Raw genomic sequence first — 19354 nt, 5'->3', positions numbered from 1 at the left:
CTCAATTGCCCAACGCGAAGTTGGGCAATGCACCCACTGGCTGGTTGAACTCATACGGGATCGACACCAGCCCCGCCTCGCTGGCGCGCTGCACCACAAAATGCAAATGCGGCCCGCTGCTGTTGCCGGTATTACCGGACAACGCCAGCGGGCTTCCCACCGCTACACGCTGCCCTGCCCTGACACTCACCGAACCGTGCTTGAGGTGCAGGTACACGCCCTCGGTGCCGTCATCGTGACGCACCCGCACGAAATTGCCTGAGGCATCACTGCCACGCCCCTCCTGCTCATTTTCGGTCTTCACCACCACACCGCTGCGCGCCGCAATGATCGGCGTGCCTTCCGGCATGGCGATGTCCATGGCGTAGCGGCTCTTGGCGTCGGTATGGCTGAAGCTGCCGTTGGGACCTTGGCTCAGCTGGAACGGGCCGCCGCGCCAGGGCAAGGGATAGCGGTAGGCTTGTTGTGAATAACGCGATTGAGGCACCAGGAGCATCGGCGGTTTCACGCGTTCGACCCGACGCTCCTGGATCACAAATGCCTGGGCGCCAGGGGTTGGCCGGTCACTGAAAAACACCTCGCCATTGGCATCGATGGACTTGAAGAGGGTCATGGCCTGGGTCGAAGTGACGACCGCAGCCAGCCCGCAGCATAGTAGTAAGCGCATGAGCATGGCGTGAACCTGCCGGAATGACTGACCGGCAGGCTAACAACGGATCGTTACAGTCTGTAGCGAGCGGGCTTGTCGGGTCGCCGCATCGTCCGCTCACTACAAATCACGCACCCGGCACAAAATGCTTCTGCGCCGTACCACGTGCAATCAGGCGGGAGATGTAGTCGAGTTTCTGCGCGTCCTGGTCGATAAACCGGAAGGTCAGTTGCAGCCAGTCGCTGTCGGGCTTGGGTTCGAAGGCGACGATGGCATGCAGGTAGCCGTTGAGGCGCGCCACTTCAGCGCTGTCGCCTTGTTCAAGGTCGAGCACGGCGCTTTCCAGTACCTGAGGCAGGACTTCGCCGCGACGGACCACCAACAGCGCTTCCTTAATGCTCAACGCCTTGATCACGCATTGCTGGGTGCCACTGGACAGGCGCAACTGACCTTGACCACGACCGCCGGCCGCGGCCGGCGCTTGAGCCGGCGGACTGTTGGGCAGGCCACGGCTCGGCGCAGGAGCAGCAGCCACTGGCGCCGACTTGACCGCTTCGGGTTTGCCACCGGTCAGTGCGCTCAGGGAGTCGTTGCCGAAGGCTGAGTTCATCTTGGTGGGTGCGCTGGCGACCAGGGCGTCAAGGCGGCCGACCTTGTGCAGCGCCTGCTTGACCTTGCTCAGCAACTGTTCGTTGGTGAACGGCTTGCTGACGTAACCGGAAACCCCGGCCTGGATGGCCTGGACCACGTTTTCCTTGTCGCCACGGCTGGTCACCATCACGAATGGCATGGCCTTGAGGTGAGGTTGCTCACGGCACCAGGTCAACAGCTCAAGCCCGGACATCTCCGGCATTTCCCAGTCGCACAGCACCAGGTCGAAGGATTCGCGCATCAGGATGGCCTGGGCCTTTTTACCGTTCACCGCGTCTTCAAGCTTGATCCCGGGAAAGTAGTTGCGCAGGCACTTCTTCACCAGGTCGCGGATAAACGAGGCGTCATCCACCACCAATACACTGACTTTACTCATCGACCCTTCATCCTATAAAAACTTCGGCACGCAAGACGCCTGACTGATGGCATTTTGCCAAAACTCTGCAGTCACGTTCGGACTATCTTTCATCCGAGACGTAATAAATTCAGCTGCCGCAAACGAAAACGCCCGACCAAAGGCCGGGCGTTAATTTCTCGGGCAACCTTACTTATCGTCAGTTACGCCCGGAACATTAGGGATTTGATCGACTGAACCTTCAACTTCGGCCTTCATACGCTTAAGGCCCATGTGCCGTACGTCGGTACCGCGCACCAGGTAGATCACCAATTCCGAGATATTGCGCGCGTGGTCGCCGATGCGCTCCAGGGAGCGCAGTACCCAGATAATGCTCAAGACCCGCGAGATAGAGCGCGGATCTTCCATCATGTAGGTCGCCAGCTCGCGAAGCGCGGTCTTGTATTCGCGGTCAATGACCTTGTCGTACTGGGCCACCGACAGGGCCAGGTCGGCGTCGAAGCGCGCAAACGCGTCGAGTGCATCACGCACCATGTTGCGCACTTGGTCGCCGATATGACGCACTTCCACATAACCGCGCGGTGCTTCGCCTTCTTCGCACAGCTGGATGGCACGGCGGGCGATCTTGGTGGCTTCGTCGCCGATGCGCTCCAGGTCGATCACCGACTTGGAGATGCTGATGATCAAACGCAAGTCGGAGGCCGCCGGCTGGCGACGGGCGAGAATGCGCAGGCATTCCTCGTCGATGTTGCGTTCCATCTGGTTGATCTGGTCATCGATCTCACGCACTTGCTGGGCCAAGCCCGAGTCGGCCTCGATCAGCGCAGTAACGGCGTCGTTGACTTGCTTCTCCACCAACCCGCCCATCGCCAGGAGGTGGCTGCGCACTTCCTCAAGCTCGGCGTTGAACTGCGCGGAGATATGGTGGGTGAGGCCTTCTTTGCTAATCATGCGTTTGCTCCGCAAAAGCTGTAAGCCGCAAGCTACAAGCTGCAAGCTGATGTGTGTCGTTGATCAAACTGCTTTTACTTGCCGCTTGATGCGGCTTGCAGCTGCTCGAACTAGCCGTAGCGACCGGTGATGTAGTCTTCGGTCTGCTTCTTCGCCGGATTGGTGAACAGAGTATCGGTATCGCCGAATTCCACCAGCTTGCCCATGTACATGAACGCGGTGTAGTCGGAAACCCGCGCCGCCTGTTGCATGTTGTGGGTCACGATGACGATGGTGAACTTGGACTTGAGCTCGTAGATCAGCTCTTCAACCTTCAGCGTCGAAATCGGATCGAGTGCCGAGCAAGGTTCGTCGAGCAGCAGCACTTCCGGTTCCACCGCGATGGTGCGCGCGATCACCAAACGTTGCTGCTGGCCGCCGGACAAGCCGAGTGCCGACTCGTGCAGGCGGTCTTTGACCTCGTCCCACAGCGCCGCGCCCTTGAGTGCCCACTCAACCGCTTCGTCGAGAATGCGCTTCTTGTTGATGCCCTGGATGCGCAGGCCGTAGACCACGTTTTCGTAGATGGTCTTGGGGAACGGGTTGGGCTTCTGGAACACCATGCCCACGCGGCGGCGCAGCTCGGCCACGTCTTCGCCCTTGCGGTAGATGTTGGTGCCGTAGAGGTTGATGGCACCTTCCACGCGGCAACCGTCGACCAGGTCGTTCATGCGGTTGAAGGTGCGCAGCAGCGTCGACTTGCCGCAGCCCGACGGGCCGATGAAGGCGGTCACACGCTGCTTGGGGATGTTCATGCTGACGTCGAACAGCGCCTGCTTTTCACCGTAGTACAGGCTCAGGCCCGGCACTTCGATGGCCACGGTTTCCTGCGCCAGGCTCAGGCTCTGCTTGTCGCGACCCAGGGCAGACATGTTGATGCCGTGGGAATGGGTGTCTTGTTGCATGGTCTCACTCCGTTCGTAGCTGCACGCTTTTAGCTGCAAGCTGCAAGATTTGAGCAAAAGCGGCTTGCAGCTTGCCGCTTGTGGCGAATGGCTTTAGCTGTCCAACGCTTTGTATTTTTCGCGCAGGTGGTTACGGATCCACACCGCCGACAAGTTGAGCGTGGCGATCACCAGCACCAGCAGCAAGGCGGTGGCGTACACCAGTGGCCGTGCCGCCTCGACGTTAGGGCTCTGGAAGCCGACGTCATAGATATGGAAGCCCAGGTGCATGATCTTCTGGTCCAGGTGCAAGTACGGATAGTTGCCGTCCAGCGGCAGCGACGGGGCCAGCTTCACTACACCTACCAGCATCAGCGGCGCCACTTCACCGGCGGCGCGGGCCACGGCGAGGATCATGCCGGTCATCATCGCCGGGCTGGCCATCGGCAGTACGATCTTCCACAGCGTCTCCGCCTTGGTCGCGCCGAGTGCCAAGGAACCTTCACGTACGGTGCGAGGAATCCGCGCCAGGCCTTCTTCAGTGGCCACGATCACCACCGGCACCGCCAGCAGCGCAAGGGTCAACGAAGCCCAAAGCAGGCCCGGCGTACCGAAGGTCGGCGCCGGCAGGGCTTCGGCGAAGAACAGGCGGTCAACCGAGCCACCCAATACATACACGAAGAAGCCCAGGCCGAATACGCCGTAGACGATGGCCGGTACGCCGGCCAGGTTGTTCACGGCAATACGGATGATGCGCGTCAAGGTGTTCTGCTTGGCGTATTCACGCAGGTACACCGCCGCCAGCACGCCGAACGGCGTCACGATCATCGCCATGATCAGGGTCATCATCACGGTGCCGAAGATGGCCGGGAAGATCCCGCCTTCGGTGTTGGCTTCCCGTGGGTCATCGCTGAGGAATTCCCAGACCTTGGTGAAGTAGAAGCCGATCTTGGTAACAGTGCCCATGGCATTCGGCTGATAGGCGTGCACCACCTTACCGATACCGATTTCGACTTCCTTGCCGCTGCCGTCACGGGCGGTCAGCGAGTCGCGGTTGAACTGGGCATGCAGGTCGGCCAAGCGTGCCTCGATGTCCTGGTAACGGGCGTTCAGTTCCGCGCGGTCAGCGTCCATGTCGGCTTGGGCGGCGGCGTCGAGCTTACCTTCCAGCTCGAGTTTGCGACCGTGCAGGCGGATGCGTTCAAGGCCAGCATTGATCGCGCCTATGTCGGACTTCTCCAGGGTCTTGAGCTGGGCAGCCAGCTTGTTGACGCGGTCGACCCGGGCCTGCAGCTCTGGCCACGCAGCTTCGCCTTCGGCGATGACCTTGCCATCCTGTTTGACGTTGACCAGCGTGCCGTAGAAGTTGCCCCACTCACGCCGCTCAATGGTCATCAGGTTCGCAGGCGTGGTCTGGTCCTTGAGCCACTCGCCGACGATCCAGGTGAAGTCGTTGCCGTTCAGGTCGCGGTTGCCGACCTTGATCAGCTCGCGGGTCATGAATTCCGGGCCTTGGTTCGGCACGGGCAGGCCAGCGCTTTTCAGGCGCTCACGCGGTACTTCTTCTTTCTGCACCACTTCGCCGATGACGATGTGATTGGCCTGGCCCGGTACCGTGTAGTTGGCCTGGATCAGGTCGGCTGGCCAGAAGTGGCCCAAACCACGCACCGCAATCACAGCCAGCAAACCAATGGTCATGATGACCGCGATGGACACCGCGCCACCGCTGATCCAGACGCCAGGGGCGCCGCTCTTGAACCATCCATTCAGGGAGTTCTGTTTCACAGACTTCTACCTTTCTTAAAGCGACGAGTATTTCTTGCGCAGACGCTGACGGATCAGCTCGGCGAGGGTGTTCATAATGAAGGTGAACAACAGCAGCACCATCGCCGAGAGGAACAGCACGCGGTAGTGACTACCGCCGACTTCCGACTCGGGCATTTCCACCGCGACGTTGGCCGCGAGCGTGCGCAGGCCTTCGAACAGGTTCATCTCCATCACCGGGGTGTTACCGGTGGCCATCAACACGATCATGGTCTCGCCGACAGCGCGGCCCATGCCGATCATCAGCGCCGAGAAGATGCCCGGGCTGGCGGTCAGAATCACCACGCGGGTCATGGTCTGCCACGGCGTAGCGCCCAGGGCCAGGGAGCCCAGGGTCAGGCCGCGCGGCACGCTGAACACAGCGTCTTCGGCGATGGAGTAAATGTTCGGGATCACCGCGAAACCCATGGCCAAACCGACCACCAGGGCGTTGCGCTGGTCGTAGGTGATGCCCAGGTCGTGGGAGATCCACATACGCATGTCACCGCCAAAGAACCAGGTTTCCAGGTAGGGGCTCATGTACAGCGATAGCCAACCCACAAACAGGATCACCGGGATCAGGATCGCACTTTCCCAACCATCGGGAACCCGCAGGCGGATCGACTCAGGCAGGCGGCTGAACACAAAGCCGGCGACCAGGATGCCAATCGGCAACAGCATCAGCAGGCTGAAAATGCCCGGTAGATGCCCTTCCACATACGGCGCCAGGAACAGGCCGGCGAAGAAGCCGAGGATCACCGTCGGCATGGCTTCCATCAGCTCGATCACCGGCTTCACCTTGCGGCGCAGGCTCGGGGCCATGAAGTAAGCGGTGTAGATCGCGGCGGCAACTGCGAGCGGCGCAGCCAGCAGCATGGCGTAGAACGCAGCCTTCAAGGTGCCGAAGGTCAGCGGGGCCAGGCTCATCTTGGGCTCGAAGTCGGTGTTGGCGGCGGTCGATTGCCAGACGTATTTAGGCTCGTCGTAGTTTTCGTACCAGACCTTGCTCCACAACGCGCTCCAGGAGACTTCCGGGTGCGGGTTGTCCAGCATCAACGGTTGCAACTTGCCGCCGGCTTCCACAATTACGCGGTTGGCCCGTGGCGATATGCCGAACACGCCCTCGCCATCGACCACCGGGTCGACCAGCAGGGTGCGGTGCGCGGTGCTGTGGAACACGCCAAACTTGCCGGACGCATCGAGGGCGGTAAAGCCTTTGCGGCGCTCTTCGGCGGATATTTCAACGATAGGCGTGGTGCCCATCTGGAAGGTGCGGATCTGCTTGAGGTGCTGCTCGCCATCCGGGTCACGGGCCATGAACCACTGGGCCAGGCCGCCCTTGGAGTTACCGATGATCAGCGAGATACCACCCACCAACTGAGTGCTGGCGGTGACTTCAGCGTTGCCGTCTTCCAGCAGCTTGTAGCGACCGTTGAGGCTTTTGTCGCGCAGGCTGAATACATCGGCGAGGGCACGGCCGTTAATCACATAGAGCCACTGCTGGCGTGGGTCGATGAAGATCGCCTTCACGGGCTCAGTCATTTGCGGCAGTTCGATACGCTTCTGCTCGCTGGTGACTTCGCCGGTCATCATGTTTTCTTCACGGCTCAGGGACAACACGTTCAAGTGCGAACCGGCCGAACCTGCGACTACCAAGGTGGAGTCCGTGGCGTTGAGGGCGACGTGCTCCAGCGGACGGCCAGCGTTATCCAGCACGATCGGCGTTTCGCCGTAAGGGTATTCGATTGCAGGCGAAATGGTTTTCTTGCCGTCCGGGTAGGACACCTTATAGGTGTGGCGGAATACCAGGGACTGGCCATTGGACAAACCAAGGATCACCAGCGGGCTGCCGGGTTGGTCTTCGCCGATGGACGCAACGCTGGCGCCGGCGGGCAGCGGCAGGTCGACACGCTTGAGTTCGGCGCCCGTCGCTACATCAAAAAACAGCGCCTGGCCCTTGTCGGAAACCCGCATGGCGACTTGGTTCTGTTCTTCGAGGGAAATCATCAGCGGCTTGCCGGCGTCCTGGATCCAGGCCGGGGTCAGTGCGTCTTCCTTGGTCAATGAGGCGCCCTGGAACAAGGGCGCGACTACATAAGCAAGAAAGAAGAAAATCAGGGTGATGGCGCCGAGGACAGCGAGGCCGCCGACCAGTACATACCAACGGGTCAGTCGGTCCTTGAGCGCGCGAATGCGGCGTTTGCGTTGCAGCTCAGGCGTATTGAAATCAATGCGCTTGGGGGGAGAAGTCGTCGTCATGGTGGAATTGGCCAGATCATTCATGCGCACACCCTAGCGATCCTGTATGACAGAAAGATGACAGTGCAGTGACGCAAAAAATCCGCCGCGAAGCATAGCTGGCAGCGGATTGGAAAATTCGGACGCGGAGCCGGCAGGCCGGCCCCGCAGAGGCAATCAGTTGCCTTCTTTCAGACCCAGGTCAGCCAGTGCCTTGGCGGCAACTTTGGCTGGCAGTGGGATGTAGCCGTCTTTCACTACAACTTCCTGGCCCTGTTTGGACAGCACCAGTTTCACGAACTCAGCTTCCAGCGGCGCCAGAGGCTTGTTCGGTGCTTTGTTGACGTACACATAGAGGAAGCGCGACAGCGGGTATTTGCCGTTCAGGGCGTTTTCTTCGCTGTCTTCGATGAACTCAGTGCTGCCTTTTTTGGCCAGGGCCACTGTTTTCACGCTGGCCGTCTTGTAGCCGATGCCCGAGTAACCGATGCCGTTCAGCGAAGAGCTGATCGACTGCACGACCGAAGCCGAGCCCGGTTGTTCGTTCACATTTGGCTTGTAGTCGCCTTTGCACAGGGCTTCTTCTTTGAAGTAGCCGTAGGTGCCGGACACCGAGTTACGACCGAACAGTTGTACTGGCTTGTTGGCCAGGTCGCCGGTCACGCCCAGGTCACCCCAGGTTTTCACTTCAGCTTTAGCACCGCACAGGCGAGTCGACGAGAAGATGGCGTCGACTTGTTCCATGGTCAGGTGCTGGATCGGGTTGTCCTTGTGCACGAATACAGCCAGGGCATCCACGGCAACCGGGATAGCGGTTGGCTTGTAGCCGTACTTCTGCTCGAAGGCGGCCAGTTCGGTGTCCTTCATCTTGCGGCTCATCGGGCCCAGGTTGGAGGTGCCTTCAGTCAGCGCAGGTGGCGCGGTAGCGGAGCCGGCAGCTTGAATCTGGATGTTGACGTTCGGGTATTCCTTCTTGTAACCCTCGGCCCACAGGGTCATCAGGTTAGCCAGGGTATCGGAACCGACGCTGGACAAGTTGCCCGACACACCAGTGGTTTTAACGTAAGCCGGGATTGCCGGATCAACGCCAGCGGCCACCGCGTTGGCGGTCGCAACGCCAGCAGCGACAAAAGTCATTGCCGCCATCAAACGTTTCAGTTTCATGCCTTGCTCCTAGCAGATAGGGATAATTGGATCGGGGCCAAGTATCAGGAGGCCGTGTGAACACTCTATGTCGGGAATGTGACAGTTAGATGAAAGGCCACTATTGGCAAGGGAGGGGATACAGCGAGGAACGGCCATCACTCCCACGCAGGCCGTGGGAGTGATCGTTATCAAACAATCAGCGGGAGCGCTTCCAGAGATACCCACCCACCACCATCCCCATCACACACAGCGCGGCAACGTAGTAGGCCGGGCCCATTGGGCTTTCTTTCATCAACAGCGACACGGCCAGCGGCGTCAGCCCGCCGAACACGGCGTAGGCCACGTTGTAGGAGAACGACAACCCGCTGAAGCGCACCACGGGCGGGAAGGCTTTGACCATCACGTATGGCACTACGCCGATGGTGCCTACGAACAGGCCGGTCAAGGCGTACAGCGGGAACAGCCAGTCCGGGTGGGCCATCAGGCTGTGATACAGCGTCCAGGAAGTCGCCAGTAACAGCGCACAACCGACGATCAGCACGCGGCCGGCGCCGAAACGGTCGGCCAGGGCGCCCGAGGCGATGCAGCCCAGGCTCAGGGTGACGATGGCCAGGCTGTTGGCCTGCAGCGCCACGGTCGGGCTGAAGTGGTAAACGGTTTGCAGCACAGTCGGGGTCATCAGGATGACCACCACGACGCCGGCGGACAGCAGCCAGGTCAGCAGCATCGACAGCACGATGGCGCCACGGTGGTCGCGCAACACCGCGCGCAACGGCAACTCGGCGGCCAGGGTCTTGCGTTGCTGCATCTCGGCGAAGATCGGTGTTTCATGCAGCCACCGGCGCAGGTACACCGACAGCAGGCCGAACACACCGCCGAGCAGGAACGGGATCCGCCAGGCGTAATCGGAGACCTGCTCCGGGGTATAAAGCGTGTTAATGGCGGTGGCCACCAGCGAACCCAGCAAAATGCCGGCGGTCAGGCCGCTGGTCAGGGTGCCGCAGGCGTAGCCGATATGGCGTGGCGGTACGTGCTCGGAGACAAACACCCAGGCGCCGGGTACTTCGCCACCAATGGCTGCGCCCTGGATGATGCGCATCAGCAGTAGCAGGACTGGCGCCCACAGGCCGATCTGCGCGTAAGTCGGCAGCAGGCCCATGATCAGGGTCGGCACGGCCATCATGAAGATGCTCAGGGTGAACATCTTCTTGCGACCCAGTAGGTCACCGAAGTGCGCCATGATGATGCCGCCCAACGGGCGTGCCAGGTAACCCGCGGCGAAGATGCCGAAGGTCTGCATCATGCGCAGCCATTCGGGCATGTCGAGGGGGAAGAAGAGTTTCCCGACCACGGTGGCGAAAAACACGAAAATGATGAAATCATAAAACTCCAACGCCCCGCCCAAGGCAGACAGCGACAGGGTTTTGTAGTCGTTGCGGGTCAGCGGGCGCGAAGGTTGCGCACTGCTTGCAGGCACGGAGGACATGGCAAGGCTTCTCTTATTAGTCAGAACGGCAAGCCCGAGGTGTTGGAAGGGCCGGAGCAGGTTCGGCAAGATAGCAAATCGCCCGGAAAAGCACACCAGAAGCACAGTTGTCACAAAAAGCCCCCATACAGCCGCGAATTGCCGACCAAATGAGCCCCCAGAGGTCGTCGTGGCGCCAGGGTCCCGATATACTCGGCCCTTGCAGGCGCAAGAACCGCAGTCTTGAGGGGCTGCTGTGCCAAAACGTTGTTGGGTGCCGTCCAGCCGATTTGGCAGAGTTTCCCTTTAGTACGCCTTACGAGAAATGCATCACGCGGTGTATGTTGGTGCTCAAACGTTTTTCCATAAGACGGCTATCCACTTGAAATACCCATGAAGCGTCACGGGTCAGAGGCCCTCGGCATGATCGAACTCGAACAAGAAGATCCAATCCCGCAAGGCGATCTCGCCCTGCAAATCACCGCGCTTCCACGTGAAACCAACGGTTTCGGCGATATCTTCGGCGGCTGGCTGGTCGCGCAGATGGACCTCGCCGGCACAGCCATGGCCAGCAAGGTCGCGGGCGGGCGTGTCGCCACCGTGGCGATTGATCGCATGGCGTTCCTTGTGCCGGTCGCGGTGGGCGCACAGCTTTCCTTCTATACCCAGGCCCTGGAAATCGGCCGCAGCTCGATCCAGATGATGGTCGAAGTGTGGAGCGACGACCCGCTGTCCAGCGAATGGCGCAAGGTCACCGAGGCCGTATTCGTGTTCGTCGCCATCGATGGCAGCGGCCGTACGCGCTCGGTACCGTCACGCGCGCGTTAAACCTCACACGGTTTTGACGGTCAATTGCCCCATTGCCTGCCATTGAAGAGTGTTGCTATGCCTACGCCCCACGTTGAGACCGTGAAAATCGACGAGCTGGATTGCTGGCGCATCCGCCACAACGGCGCCGAACTGATGGTGGCCCAACAGGGCGCACATATCTTCAGTTACGGACGCGACGGCGAGCAGCCGCTGATCTGGCCGAACCCTGAAGCGGTGTTCAAGCAAGGCAAAGGCATTCGTACTGGTGTCCCCGTGTGTTGGCCGTGGTTTGGCGTGTTCGACCGCAACCCCCAGAGCGTCAAGGCGATGCGTCAAAGCGATCAGCCTGCCGGCGCGCACGGTTTTGCGCGCACAGCACGCTGGGAATTGGCCGCTACCAGGCTTGAAGGCAAGGCATTGCGCGTTGACCTGATGCTGCCAGTACCCGCGGGCGGCTTCCCTGGTTGGCCCCATCAAGTCGACCTGACACTCAGCCTGCTGCTCGACGACCAACTGCATATCCGCCTCACCAGCCACAACCGTGGCACCGACACCGTGACCTTCAGCCAGGCGCTGCACACTTATTTCGCCGTGAGCGATGTGCGCAACGTGCAGGTCGAAGGGCTGGACGGATCGGCGTATATCGATACCGCCGACGGCTGGAGCACAAAACAGCAATCCGGGCTGCTGCACTTCACCGGCGAGACCGACCGAATCTACCTGGATACACCCGCGCAGTTGAGCATCATCGATAACGACTGGCAGCGCCGTATCCAGCTCACCGGCCAGGGTTCGAAGTCGACCGTGATCTGGAACCCCTGGACCGAGCGTGCCAAGGCCTTTGATGACATGGCTGACGATGGCTGGACAGGCATGCTGTGCATCGAAACAGCGAATGTGCTGGATGATGTGATAAGCCTGGCACCCGGTGAAAGCCACACGCTGGGCGTGAGCATCGCCGGTATCGCCCTGTAAACGCCGATCAAAATGTGGGAGCTGGCTTGCCTGCGATGCAGACGATTCGGTGTATCAGTGACACCGAGCCGATGCTATCGCAGGCAAACCAGCTCCCACATTGATTGGTGTTGAGCCCTAGAGATCAGATTCCTTCACCACCCGTACCTTCCCCGCATCCAGGGCATAGGCGGCGTCGGCCAAATCGTTGTTGACCTTCTCCACCTTCAACGTGCCCGTGACCCACAGCGGCGTGTAAATATCATCCAGCTTCAGCCCTTTGGGATAACGCACCAACACTAATTGGTTAGGCGGCGGTGGCGGCACATGGATACACGCGCCCGGATACGGCACCAGGAAGAACAGCGTGCTGCGGCCCTTGGCGTCGGTTTCCAACGGCACCGGGTAGCCGCCGATGCGGATGTTCTTGCCGTTCATGGCCGCCACGGTCTTGGCGGAATACATCACCGCCGGCAAGCCCTTGCTCTGCTTCAAGCCGCCTTTTTCGGTAAAGGTGCCTTGGGCTTCGGGCGAGTTGTGGTCGATCTCGGGCATGGCTTCGAGGGCTTTTTGATCCGACAGCGGCATCAGGTCGAGCCAGTCGGTTTCCGGCAGTTCGCCGGCGTGTGCCAGGCCAGAGCCCAGCAAGAGGAGAGTCAATAGAAGACGGCGCATGGAGAGGCTCGCAAGTACAAGTGCCGAGCATTCTAGCCCTCTGCGCCTGCGCAGCGCAGAGGACTTTGTCGGCTGATTACTTTCTTTTGATCAAGCCGTAGATCACCAGCAGCACGATGGCGCCGACCAAGGCACCGAGGAAGCCTGCGCCTTGACCAGCCTGGTAGATACCCAGTGCCTGACCACCGTAGGTCGCGGCCAGAGAGCCGGCGATACCCAACAGGATGGTCATGATCCAGCCCATGCTGTCGTCGCCAGGCTTGAGGAAACGCGCGAGCAGACCGACGATCAAGCCGATAAAGATGGTTCCGATGATACCCATGGCATTTCCCTCTGATTGAAAGTGAACTATGCCAAAGCCTAGTCAGGCTTGGGCATCCTGCAATCAGAGGATGGCGGTCACCGAATGGTTCCCGCCGATCCCTGAGTTATTGTTCGGCGATCAGCGCCTCGACCTTGACGATCTGCGCTTCGAGAGTCGCACGGTCTTTGCAGCGCAGGTTGGCGTGACCGACCTTGCGCCCGGCCTTGAAGGCCTTGCCGTAGTGATGCAGGTGACAGTCGTCGATGGCGATGACTTTTTCCACCGGCGGTACCGCACCGATGAAGTTGAGCATGGCGCTTTCGCCGACCTTGGCCGTGGAACCCAGCGGCAAGCCCGCAACCGCCCGCAGGTGGTTTTCGAACTGGCTGCACTCGGCACCTTCGGTGGTCCAGTGCCCGGAATTGTGCACGCGCGGGGCGATTTCGTTGGCCTTCAGGCCACCGTCGACTTCAAAGAACTCGAACGCCATCACGCCCACATAGTCCAGTTGCGTGAGCACACGGCTGGAATAATCTTCGGCCAGCGCCTGCAACGGGTGATCGGTGCTGGCCACGGACAGCTTGAGAATGCCACTGTCGTGGGTGTTGTGCACCAACGGGTAGAAGCGGGTTTCGCCATCACGTGCACGCACAGCGATCAGCGAGACTTCACCCGTGAACGGCACGAAGCCTTCCAACAGGCACGCGACGCTGCCCAGTTCGGTAAAGGTACCGACCACATCGGCGGCAGTGCGCAGAACTTTCTGGCCCTTGCCGTCATAACCCAGGGTGCGGGTTTTCAGCACGGCCGGCAGGCCGATGTTGGCGACAGCGGCGTCCAGGTCCGCCTGGGACTGGATGTCGGCGAAGGCTGGGGTCGGAATGCCCAGGTCCTTGAACATACTTTTCTCAAACCAGCGGTCGCGGGCAATGCGCAAGGCTTCAGCGCTCGGATAGACCGGCACGAACTGCGACAGGAACGCTACGGTTTCAGCCGGAACGCTTTCGAACTCGAAGGTCACCAGATCGACTTCGTCGGCCAGTTGGCGCAGGTGGTCCGGGTCGCTGTAGTCAGCCCGCAGGTGTTCACCCAAGGCGGACGCGCAGGCGTCCGGCGCCGGGTCCAGGAAAGCGAAGTTCATCCCCAGCGGGGTGCCCGCCAAGGCCAGCATGCGGCCCAATTGGCCGCCACCGATTACACCGATTTTCATCGTCAACAACCTCAGGCGATACGTGGGTCTGGATTGTCCAGCACGCTGTCTGTCTGCTCAGCACGGAATTTTTTCAGCACCGCGTGGAACTGCGGGTGCTTGGCGCCCAGGATGCTGGCGGACAGCAAAGCGGCGTTGATCGCGCCGGCCTTGCCGATCGCCAGGGTCGCCACCGGAATGCCGGCTGGCATCTGCACGATGGACAACAGCGAATCCACGCCCGAGAGCATCGCCGACTGCACCGGCACACCAAGCACCGGCAGGTGCGTCTTGGCCGCACACATGCCAGGCAAGTGCGCTGCACCGCCGGCACCGGCAATGATCACCTCAATGCCACGGGATTCTGCTTCATCGGCATACTGGAACAGCAAATCCGGGGTGCGGTGGGCGGAGACCACCTTCACTTCATACGGAATGCCGAGTTTTTCCAGCATATCGGCGGTGTGGCTAAGGGTGGACCAATCGGACTTGGAGCCCATGATCACGCCAACCAATGCACTCATCGTCGTGCCTCTTCTCTCTGGGCGCCCGCGGGCGCGTCAAAAAACAACAAGCCACGCGGGAAATCCGGCGTGGCTTGTTGTACGAAATTGGGCCAGTTGGACCGGCCGAAGGCCGCGCAGTATACCGTAATAATTAAGATAAACAGCCCCTTGGATGACCATCTGTCTAGCGGCGCAAAGTGGCGGTTTTATTGACTTATGAGTCAGTCCAAGGCGCTGGAGAATCATGTGGGAGCGAGCAAGTCGACGCGTGGAACCGCCGCTCCCATATTTGATTTTCGTCGCCCTCAGGTGCCTTGCGCCGCGCCACCTTCCAGTTTGCGCCACAACAACCGCACGTTCGCCTTGCGCACCAACGCACAGCGATACAAACGAATCTCCAGCGGCACATGCCATTGCGGCCCGCCGCACACCACCAATTCCCCGCGCGCCAGTTCAGCGCGTACGCTGAGCTGCGGCACCCAGGCGATGCCCAACCCTTCCAAGGCCATGCTTTTGAGGCTGTCCGCCATGGCGGTTTCGTAAACCGTGGTAAAGCGCAGCGCACGCTGGCGCAGCAGCAAGTTCACCGAACGCCCGAGAAACGCACCGGCGCTGTAGGCCAGCAACGGCACGCTGCCCTCGCCTTCCAGGTCGAACAGTGGCTTGCCGTCGGCATCGGCGGCGCATACCGGGAGCATTTCGGTGTTGCCCAGGTGCAAGGACGGGAAGATTTCGGCGTCCATCTGCATCGCCGCGTCGGGATCGTAGAACGCGAGCATCAGGTCGCAACCGCCTTCGCGCAGGGCGTGCACGGCATCGCCGACGTTGGTCGCAACCAGCCGCGTGGCGATGTTCAATCCTTCGTTGCGCAGTTGCGCGATCCAGCGCGGGAAGAAGCCCAGTGCCAGGGAGTGGGCAGCCGCCACTTGCATGACTTCGCCCTGCCCGCCTTCCAGATGATGCAAATGGCGCAGCACTTCACCGAGCTGTTCGACCACGGTGCGCGCGGTGACCAAAAACAGCTGCCCCGCCGCCGTCAGCTCCACCGGGGTGCGTGAGCGGTTGACCAAGGTCAGGCCTAGCGCAGCTTCCAGGCTGCGGATGCGTCGGCTGAACGCCGGCTGGGTGACGAAGCGCCGTTCTGCCGCCTGTGAAAAACTGCGCGTTGCCGCCAGGGCACTGAAGTCTTCCAGCCATTTGCTCTCAAGGTTCATCACTTGCTCCCACGGGTACGCACCATTTTGGCACACACGCCCGCCATCATAGCTGGGTCACATGCGCATTATGCCGTTTGTGCATAGGCCAGTGCTTAACAGCATTGGCCCAAAAACGTCTACACGCCTAGCATTCGCAGCGTTCCGGCCTGTTCCGGGTCGCTATTGAGATGATTTTCGTCATGTCCTCCGCTGCATCATTCCGCACAGAAAAAGACCTGCTTGGCGTACTCGAAGTACCTGCCCAAGCGTATTACGGCATCCAGACCCTGCGAGCGGTGAATAACTTCCGCCTCTCGGGCGTTCCGATTTCGCATTACCCGAAATTGGTGGTCGGCCTGGCAATGGTCAAACAAGCAGCCGCTGACGCCAACCGCGAGTTGGGCCAGCTCAGCGAAGCCAAGCACGCTGCCATCAGCGAAGCCTGTGCCCGCCTGATACGCGGCGATTTCCACGAAGAATTCGTGGTGGACATGATTCAAGGCGGCGCCGGCACTTCAACCAACATGAATGCCAACGAAGTCATCGCCAACATCGCGTTGGAGGCCATGGGCCACAACAAGGGCGAATACCAGTACCTGCACCCGAACAACGACGTGAACATGGCGCAGTCGACCAACGACGCCTACCCGACCGCGATCCGCCTGGGTCTGCTGCTGGGCCATGACGCGTTGCTGGCCAGCCTCGACAGCCTGATCCAGGCGTTCGCTGCCAAGGGCGTCGAGTTCAGCCACGTGCTGAAAATGGGCCGTACCCAATTGCAAGACGCCGTGCCGATGACGCTAGGCCAGGAATTCCGCGCCTTCGCCACTACCCTCAGCGAAGACTTGGCCCGCCTGAAAACCCTGGCGCCAGAACTGCTGACCGAAGTGAACCTGGGCGGCACCGCCATCGGCACCGGCATCAACGCCGACCCGCGTTACCAGGCCCTGGCCGTTCAGCGTCTGGCAACCATCAGCGGCCAGCCGCTGGTACCGGCTGCCGACCTGATCGAAGCCACCTCCGACATGGGCGCGTTCGTGCTGTTCTCCGGCATGCTCAAGCGGACCGCGGTGAAACTGTCGAAGATTTGCAACGACCTGCGCCTGCTGTCCAGCGGCCCACGTACCGGCATCAACGAAATCAACCTGCCGGCACGCCAGCCAGGCAGCTCGATCATGCCCGGCAAGGTCAACCCGGTCATCCCGGAAGCCGTTAACCAGGTCGCGTTCCAAGTCATCGGCAACGACCTGGCGCTGACCATGGCCGCCGAAGGCGGCCAACTGCAACTGAACGTGATGGAACCGCTGATCGCCTTCAAGATCTTCGACTCGATCCGCCTGCTGCAACGCTCCATGGACATGCTGCGCGAGCACTGCATCGTCGGCATCACCGCCAACGAAGCCCGCTGCCGCGAACTGGTGGAGCATTCCATCGGCCTGGTCACCGCGCTGAACCCTTACATCGGCTATGAAAACGCTACCCGCATCGCCCGTATCGCCCTTGAAAGCGGGCGTGGCGTGCTGGAACTGGTGCGCGAAGAAGGCTTGCTCGACGACGCCATGCTCGACGACATCCTGCGCCCCGAAAACATGATCGCTCCACGCTTGGTCCCGCTGAAGGCCTAAGCGTTTGTTGCACCGCTCACCAGGCTGAGGGACTAGACACCTCTCACCTTTTGAGGGCCTGAAGGCTCGTTCTTCAGGCCCTTTTTTTTGCCTTGAGGTTGCGAAATGACGCCCATAAAAACTCCAATATCGCCCTGCAAACCCACCTTGACCGCCACTGCGTGGCTGAAACCTTTAATCAGCCCGAGCAGACGAATCACGTTCGCCTAGGTATAGTGCCGCCCCTCTCGCGTCTGCGGCCGTCGGTAACGAGGCCCTGAAACTGCGCGAAACCGCATGAATAACAACCCGCAAAAGGATTGGGGTCGAACTGTCGCGCACTGCCTGGTGCGATGCGACGGCGTCGAACCGTCCTGCGTTTGCCATTAGAAAAATCAGCGAGGAACACTCCATGCTCGAAGTCATCAACGACTTCCTCTCAGGGAAAGTACTGATCGTGCTCATTGTCGGGCTCGGCGGTTATTTCACGATTCGCTCGCGTTTCGTTCAATTTCGTCACTTCTTCCACATGTTTTCGGTGTTTAAAGACAGCCTGAAAAGCAGCGCTGGCCAGCTCAGCTCGTTCCAGGCGCTGATGCTCAGCCTGGCCGGCCGTGTGGGTGCCGGTAACATTGCCGGTGTCGGCATTGCCGTGACCCTGGGTGGCCCGGGCGCCGTGTTCTGGATGTGGGTCACCGCGTTGGTGGGCATGTCTTCGAGTTTCATCGAGTGCTCCCTCGGCCAGCTCTACAAACGCACCGATGCCGAAGGCACCTACCGTGGCGGCCCGGCTTACTACATCCAGCACGGCCTGCAAAAACGCTGGTTGGGGATGGTCATGGCGTTCCTGCTGCTGGTGACGTTCGGCTTTGCCTTCAACGGCCTGCAAGCGCACGCCGTGACGCACTCGCTGAACAACGCCTTTGGCCTGGACACCACCTACACCGGCCTGGCGCTGGCGGTATTGCTGGGCCTGGTGTTCATCGGCGGGATCAAGCGCATCGCCTCGATCGCCGACCTGCTGGTGCCGGTCAAAACCCTGATCTACATCGCGGTAACCCTGTACGTGATCGTGCTGCAATTCGACCAAGTGCCAGCCATGCTCGCGACCATCGTCAAGAGCGCCTTCGGCCTCGACCAAGCCTTCGGTGGCCTGGTAGGCAGCGCGATCATCATGGGTGTGAAACGCGGCGTGTTCGCCAACGAAGCCGGCTTGGGCAGTGCGCCTAACGTGGCGGCGGTGGCTTCCGTGGAACACCCGATCGCCCAAGGCGTGGTCCAGGCGTTCAGCGTGTTCCTCGACACCTTCGTGATCTGCACCTGTACTGCATTGCTGATCCTGCTCTCCGGTTTCTACACCCCGGGCTTTGAAGGCGACGGCATTGCCCTGACCCAGAACTCCCTGGCAGCGGTAGTGGGCGATTGGGGTCGCATGTTCATCTCGGTGGCCCTGGCGTTGTTCGTGTTCACCTCGATCATGTACAACTACTACCTCGGCGAGAGTAACCTGCGCTTTTTGGTCGGCAATAACCGCAAGGTGCTGATGGGTTATCGGGCGCTGGTGCTGGTGCTGATTTTCTGGGGTTCGATCGAAAACCTGGGCACCGTGTTCGCCTTTGCCGACATCACCATGACTCTGCTGGCGTTCGTCAACCTGTTTGCCCTGGCGTTCCTGTTCAAGATCGCCATGCGCATCCTGAATGACTACGACAACCAGCGTGCGGCAGGCATCAAGACCCCTGTGTTCGATTCCAGCCAGTTCCCTGACCTGGACCTGGACCGCAAGGCCTGGCCAGCGAACCCGGCAAAACCGGAAGCCGCAGCCTCGGCTGAACTGAACGCTCAACCGCAACGCTGAGCGCAGTTAGGTAGATGACACGCCGCCCGGCCTTGGGCATGCTCTGGGCCCGGCGGCGTTTTTCGTTCAGGAGATTT

The 19354-nt window shown here is 60.6% G+C and carries 18 protein-coding genes; 4 read left to right on the top strand and 14 right to left on the bottom strand.

What is annotated here, in order from left to right; genetic code table 11:
• Window position 1: 1 nt before the first annotated feature.
• The 8 genes from AACY52_RS13650 to AACY52_RS13615 all read right to left on the bottom strand — a co-directional run bounded on the left by AACY52_RS13650 (window position 2) and on the right by AACY52_RS13615 (window position 10202).
• Window positions 2-673 (bottom strand): M23 family metallopeptidase, encoded by a 672-nt coding sequence (locus tag AACY52_RS13650; RefSeq protein WP_339427699.1) that lies wholly within the window; start codon window positions 671-673, stop codon window positions 2-4.
• A 103-nt stretch (window positions 674-776) separates the two neighbouring features.
• Window positions 777-1676, bottom strand: coding sequence for a response regulator (locus AACY52_RS13645; RefSeq protein WP_339418675.1), 900 nt, complete (start codon window positions 1674-1676; stop codon window positions 777-779).
• Between the two features lie 168 nt (window positions 1677-1844).
• On the bottom strand, window positions 1845-2606 hold the full coding sequence (gene phoU, locus AACY52_RS13640) for a phosphate signaling complex protein PhoU (protein ID WP_049710891.1): 762 nt from the start codon (window positions 2604-2606) through the stop codon (window positions 1845-1847).
• Window positions 2607-2716: 110 nt separating this feature from the next.
• On the bottom strand, window positions 2717-3550 hold the full coding sequence (gene pstB, locus AACY52_RS13635; RefSeq protein WP_049710890.1) for a phosphate ABC transporter ATP-binding protein PstB: 834 nt from the start codon (window positions 3548-3550) through the stop codon (window positions 2717-2719).
• Between the two features lie 93 nt (window positions 3551-3643).
• A complete protein-coding gene (gene pstA, locus AACY52_RS13630; protein WP_339418670.1) occupies window positions 3644-5314 on the bottom strand; it encodes a phosphate ABC transporter permease PstA in 1671 nt (556 codons plus the stop codon).
• Between the two features lie 15 nt (window positions 5315-5329).
• A complete protein-coding gene (locus AACY52_RS13625; RefSeq protein WP_339418689.1) occupies window positions 5330-7363 on the bottom strand; it encodes an ABC transporter permease subunit in 2034 nt (677 codons plus the stop codon).
• Between the two features lie 384 nt (window positions 7364-7747).
• Window positions 7748-8734 carry a phosphate ABC transporter substrate-binding protein PstS gene (locus AACY52_RS13620; RefSeq protein WP_339418668.1) on the bottom strand — a complete coding sequence of 329 codons (987 nt, stop codon included), beginning with the start codon at window positions 8732-8734 and terminating at the stop codon, window positions 7748-7750.
• A gap of 178 nt (window positions 8735-8912) precedes the next feature.
• Entirely contained in the window at window positions 8913-10202 is a 1290-nt protein-coding gene (locus AACY52_RS13615) for an MFS transporter (protein ID WP_339418666.1), read from the bottom strand.
• Window positions 10203-10604: 402 nt separating this feature from the next.
• On the opposite strand from AACY52_RS13615, the gene AACY52_RS13610 reads away from it, so the two are divergent.
• Window positions 10605-11009, top strand: a complete 405-nt coding sequence (locus AACY52_RS13610) for an acyl-CoA thioesterase (RefSeq protein ID WP_003176975.1) — start codon at window positions 10605-10607, stop codon at window positions 11007-11009.
• A gap of 57 nt (window positions 11010-11066) precedes the next feature.
• Window positions 11067-11966 (top strand): D-hexose-6-phosphate mutarotase, encoded by a 900-nt coding sequence (locus tag AACY52_RS13605; protein ID WP_339427701.1) that lies wholly within the window; start codon window positions 11067-11069, stop codon window positions 11964-11966.
• A 117-nt stretch (window positions 11967-12083) separates the two neighbouring features.
• On the opposite strand, the gene AACY52_RS13600 is transcribed toward AACY52_RS13605, so the two are convergent.
• The 5 genes from AACY52_RS13600 to AACY52_RS13580 all read right to left on the bottom strand — a co-directional run bounded on the left by AACY52_RS13600 (window position 12084) and on the right by AACY52_RS13580 (window position 15833).
• Window positions 12084-12620, bottom strand: coding sequence for a DUF3299 domain-containing protein (locus AACY52_RS13600; protein ID WP_339418662.1), 537 nt, complete (start codon window positions 12618-12620; stop codon window positions 12084-12086).
• 76 nt (window positions 12621-12696) lie between these two features.
• Complete coding sequence (locus AACY52_RS13595; protein WP_003231726.1) at window positions 12697-12942, bottom strand: GlsB/YeaQ/YmgE family stress response membrane protein; 246 nt, start codon at window positions 12940-12942, stop codon at window positions 12697-12699.
• 106 nt (window positions 12943-13048) lie between these two features.
• Window positions 13049-14134, bottom strand: a complete 1086-nt coding sequence (locus AACY52_RS13590; RefSeq protein WP_339560552.1) for a 5-(carboxyamino)imidazole ribonucleotide synthase — start codon at window positions 14132-14134, stop codon at window positions 13049-13051.
• An 11-nt stretch (window positions 14135-14145) separates the two neighbouring features.
• Complete coding sequence (gene purE, locus AACY52_RS13585; RefSeq protein WP_003176980.1) at window positions 14146-14637, bottom strand: 5-(carboxyamino)imidazole ribonucleotide mutase; 492 nt, start codon at window positions 14635-14637, stop codon at window positions 14146-14148.
• 287 nt (window positions 14638-14924) lie between these two features.
• Window positions 14925-15833, bottom strand: a complete 909-nt coding sequence (locus tag AACY52_RS13580) for a LysR substrate-binding domain-containing protein (protein ID WP_076952091.1) — start codon at window positions 15831-15833, stop codon at window positions 14925-14927.
• Window positions 15834-16015: 182 nt separating this feature from the next.
• On the opposite strand from AACY52_RS13580, the gene aspA reads away from it, so the two are divergent.
• Complete coding sequence (gene aspA, locus AACY52_RS13575; RefSeq protein WP_339418656.1) at window positions 16016-17440, top strand: aspartate ammonia-lyase; 1425 nt, start codon at window positions 16016-16018, stop codon at window positions 17438-17440.
• 32 nt (window positions 17441-17472) lie between these two features.
• Here the strand turns inward: aspA and AACY52_RS13570 are convergent, their stop codons facing one another.
• Entirely contained in the window at window positions 17473-17640 is a 168-nt protein-coding gene (locus AACY52_RS13570; RefSeq protein WP_175405973.1) for a hypothetical protein, read from the bottom strand.
• A gap of 191 nt (window positions 17641-17831) precedes the next feature.
• On the opposite strand from AACY52_RS13570, the gene AACY52_RS13565 reads away from it, so the two are divergent.
• Entirely contained in the window at window positions 17832-19277 is a 1446-nt protein-coding gene (locus AACY52_RS13565; RefSeq protein ID WP_339418651.1) for an alanine/glycine:cation symporter family protein, read from the top strand.
• Window positions 19278-19354: the final 77 nt, after the last annotated feature.

The sequence above is a fragment of the Pseudomonas sp. EA_65y_Pfl1_P113 genome (assembly GCF_963970525.1).
Taxonomy (GTDB): domain Bacteria; phylum Pseudomonadota; class Gammaproteobacteria; order Pseudomonadales; family Pseudomonadaceae; genus Aquipseudomonas; species Aquipseudomonas tritici.
Note: the sequence above shows the minus strand (reverse complement) of the source record. Positions and strands in the feature narration are given on the sequence as shown.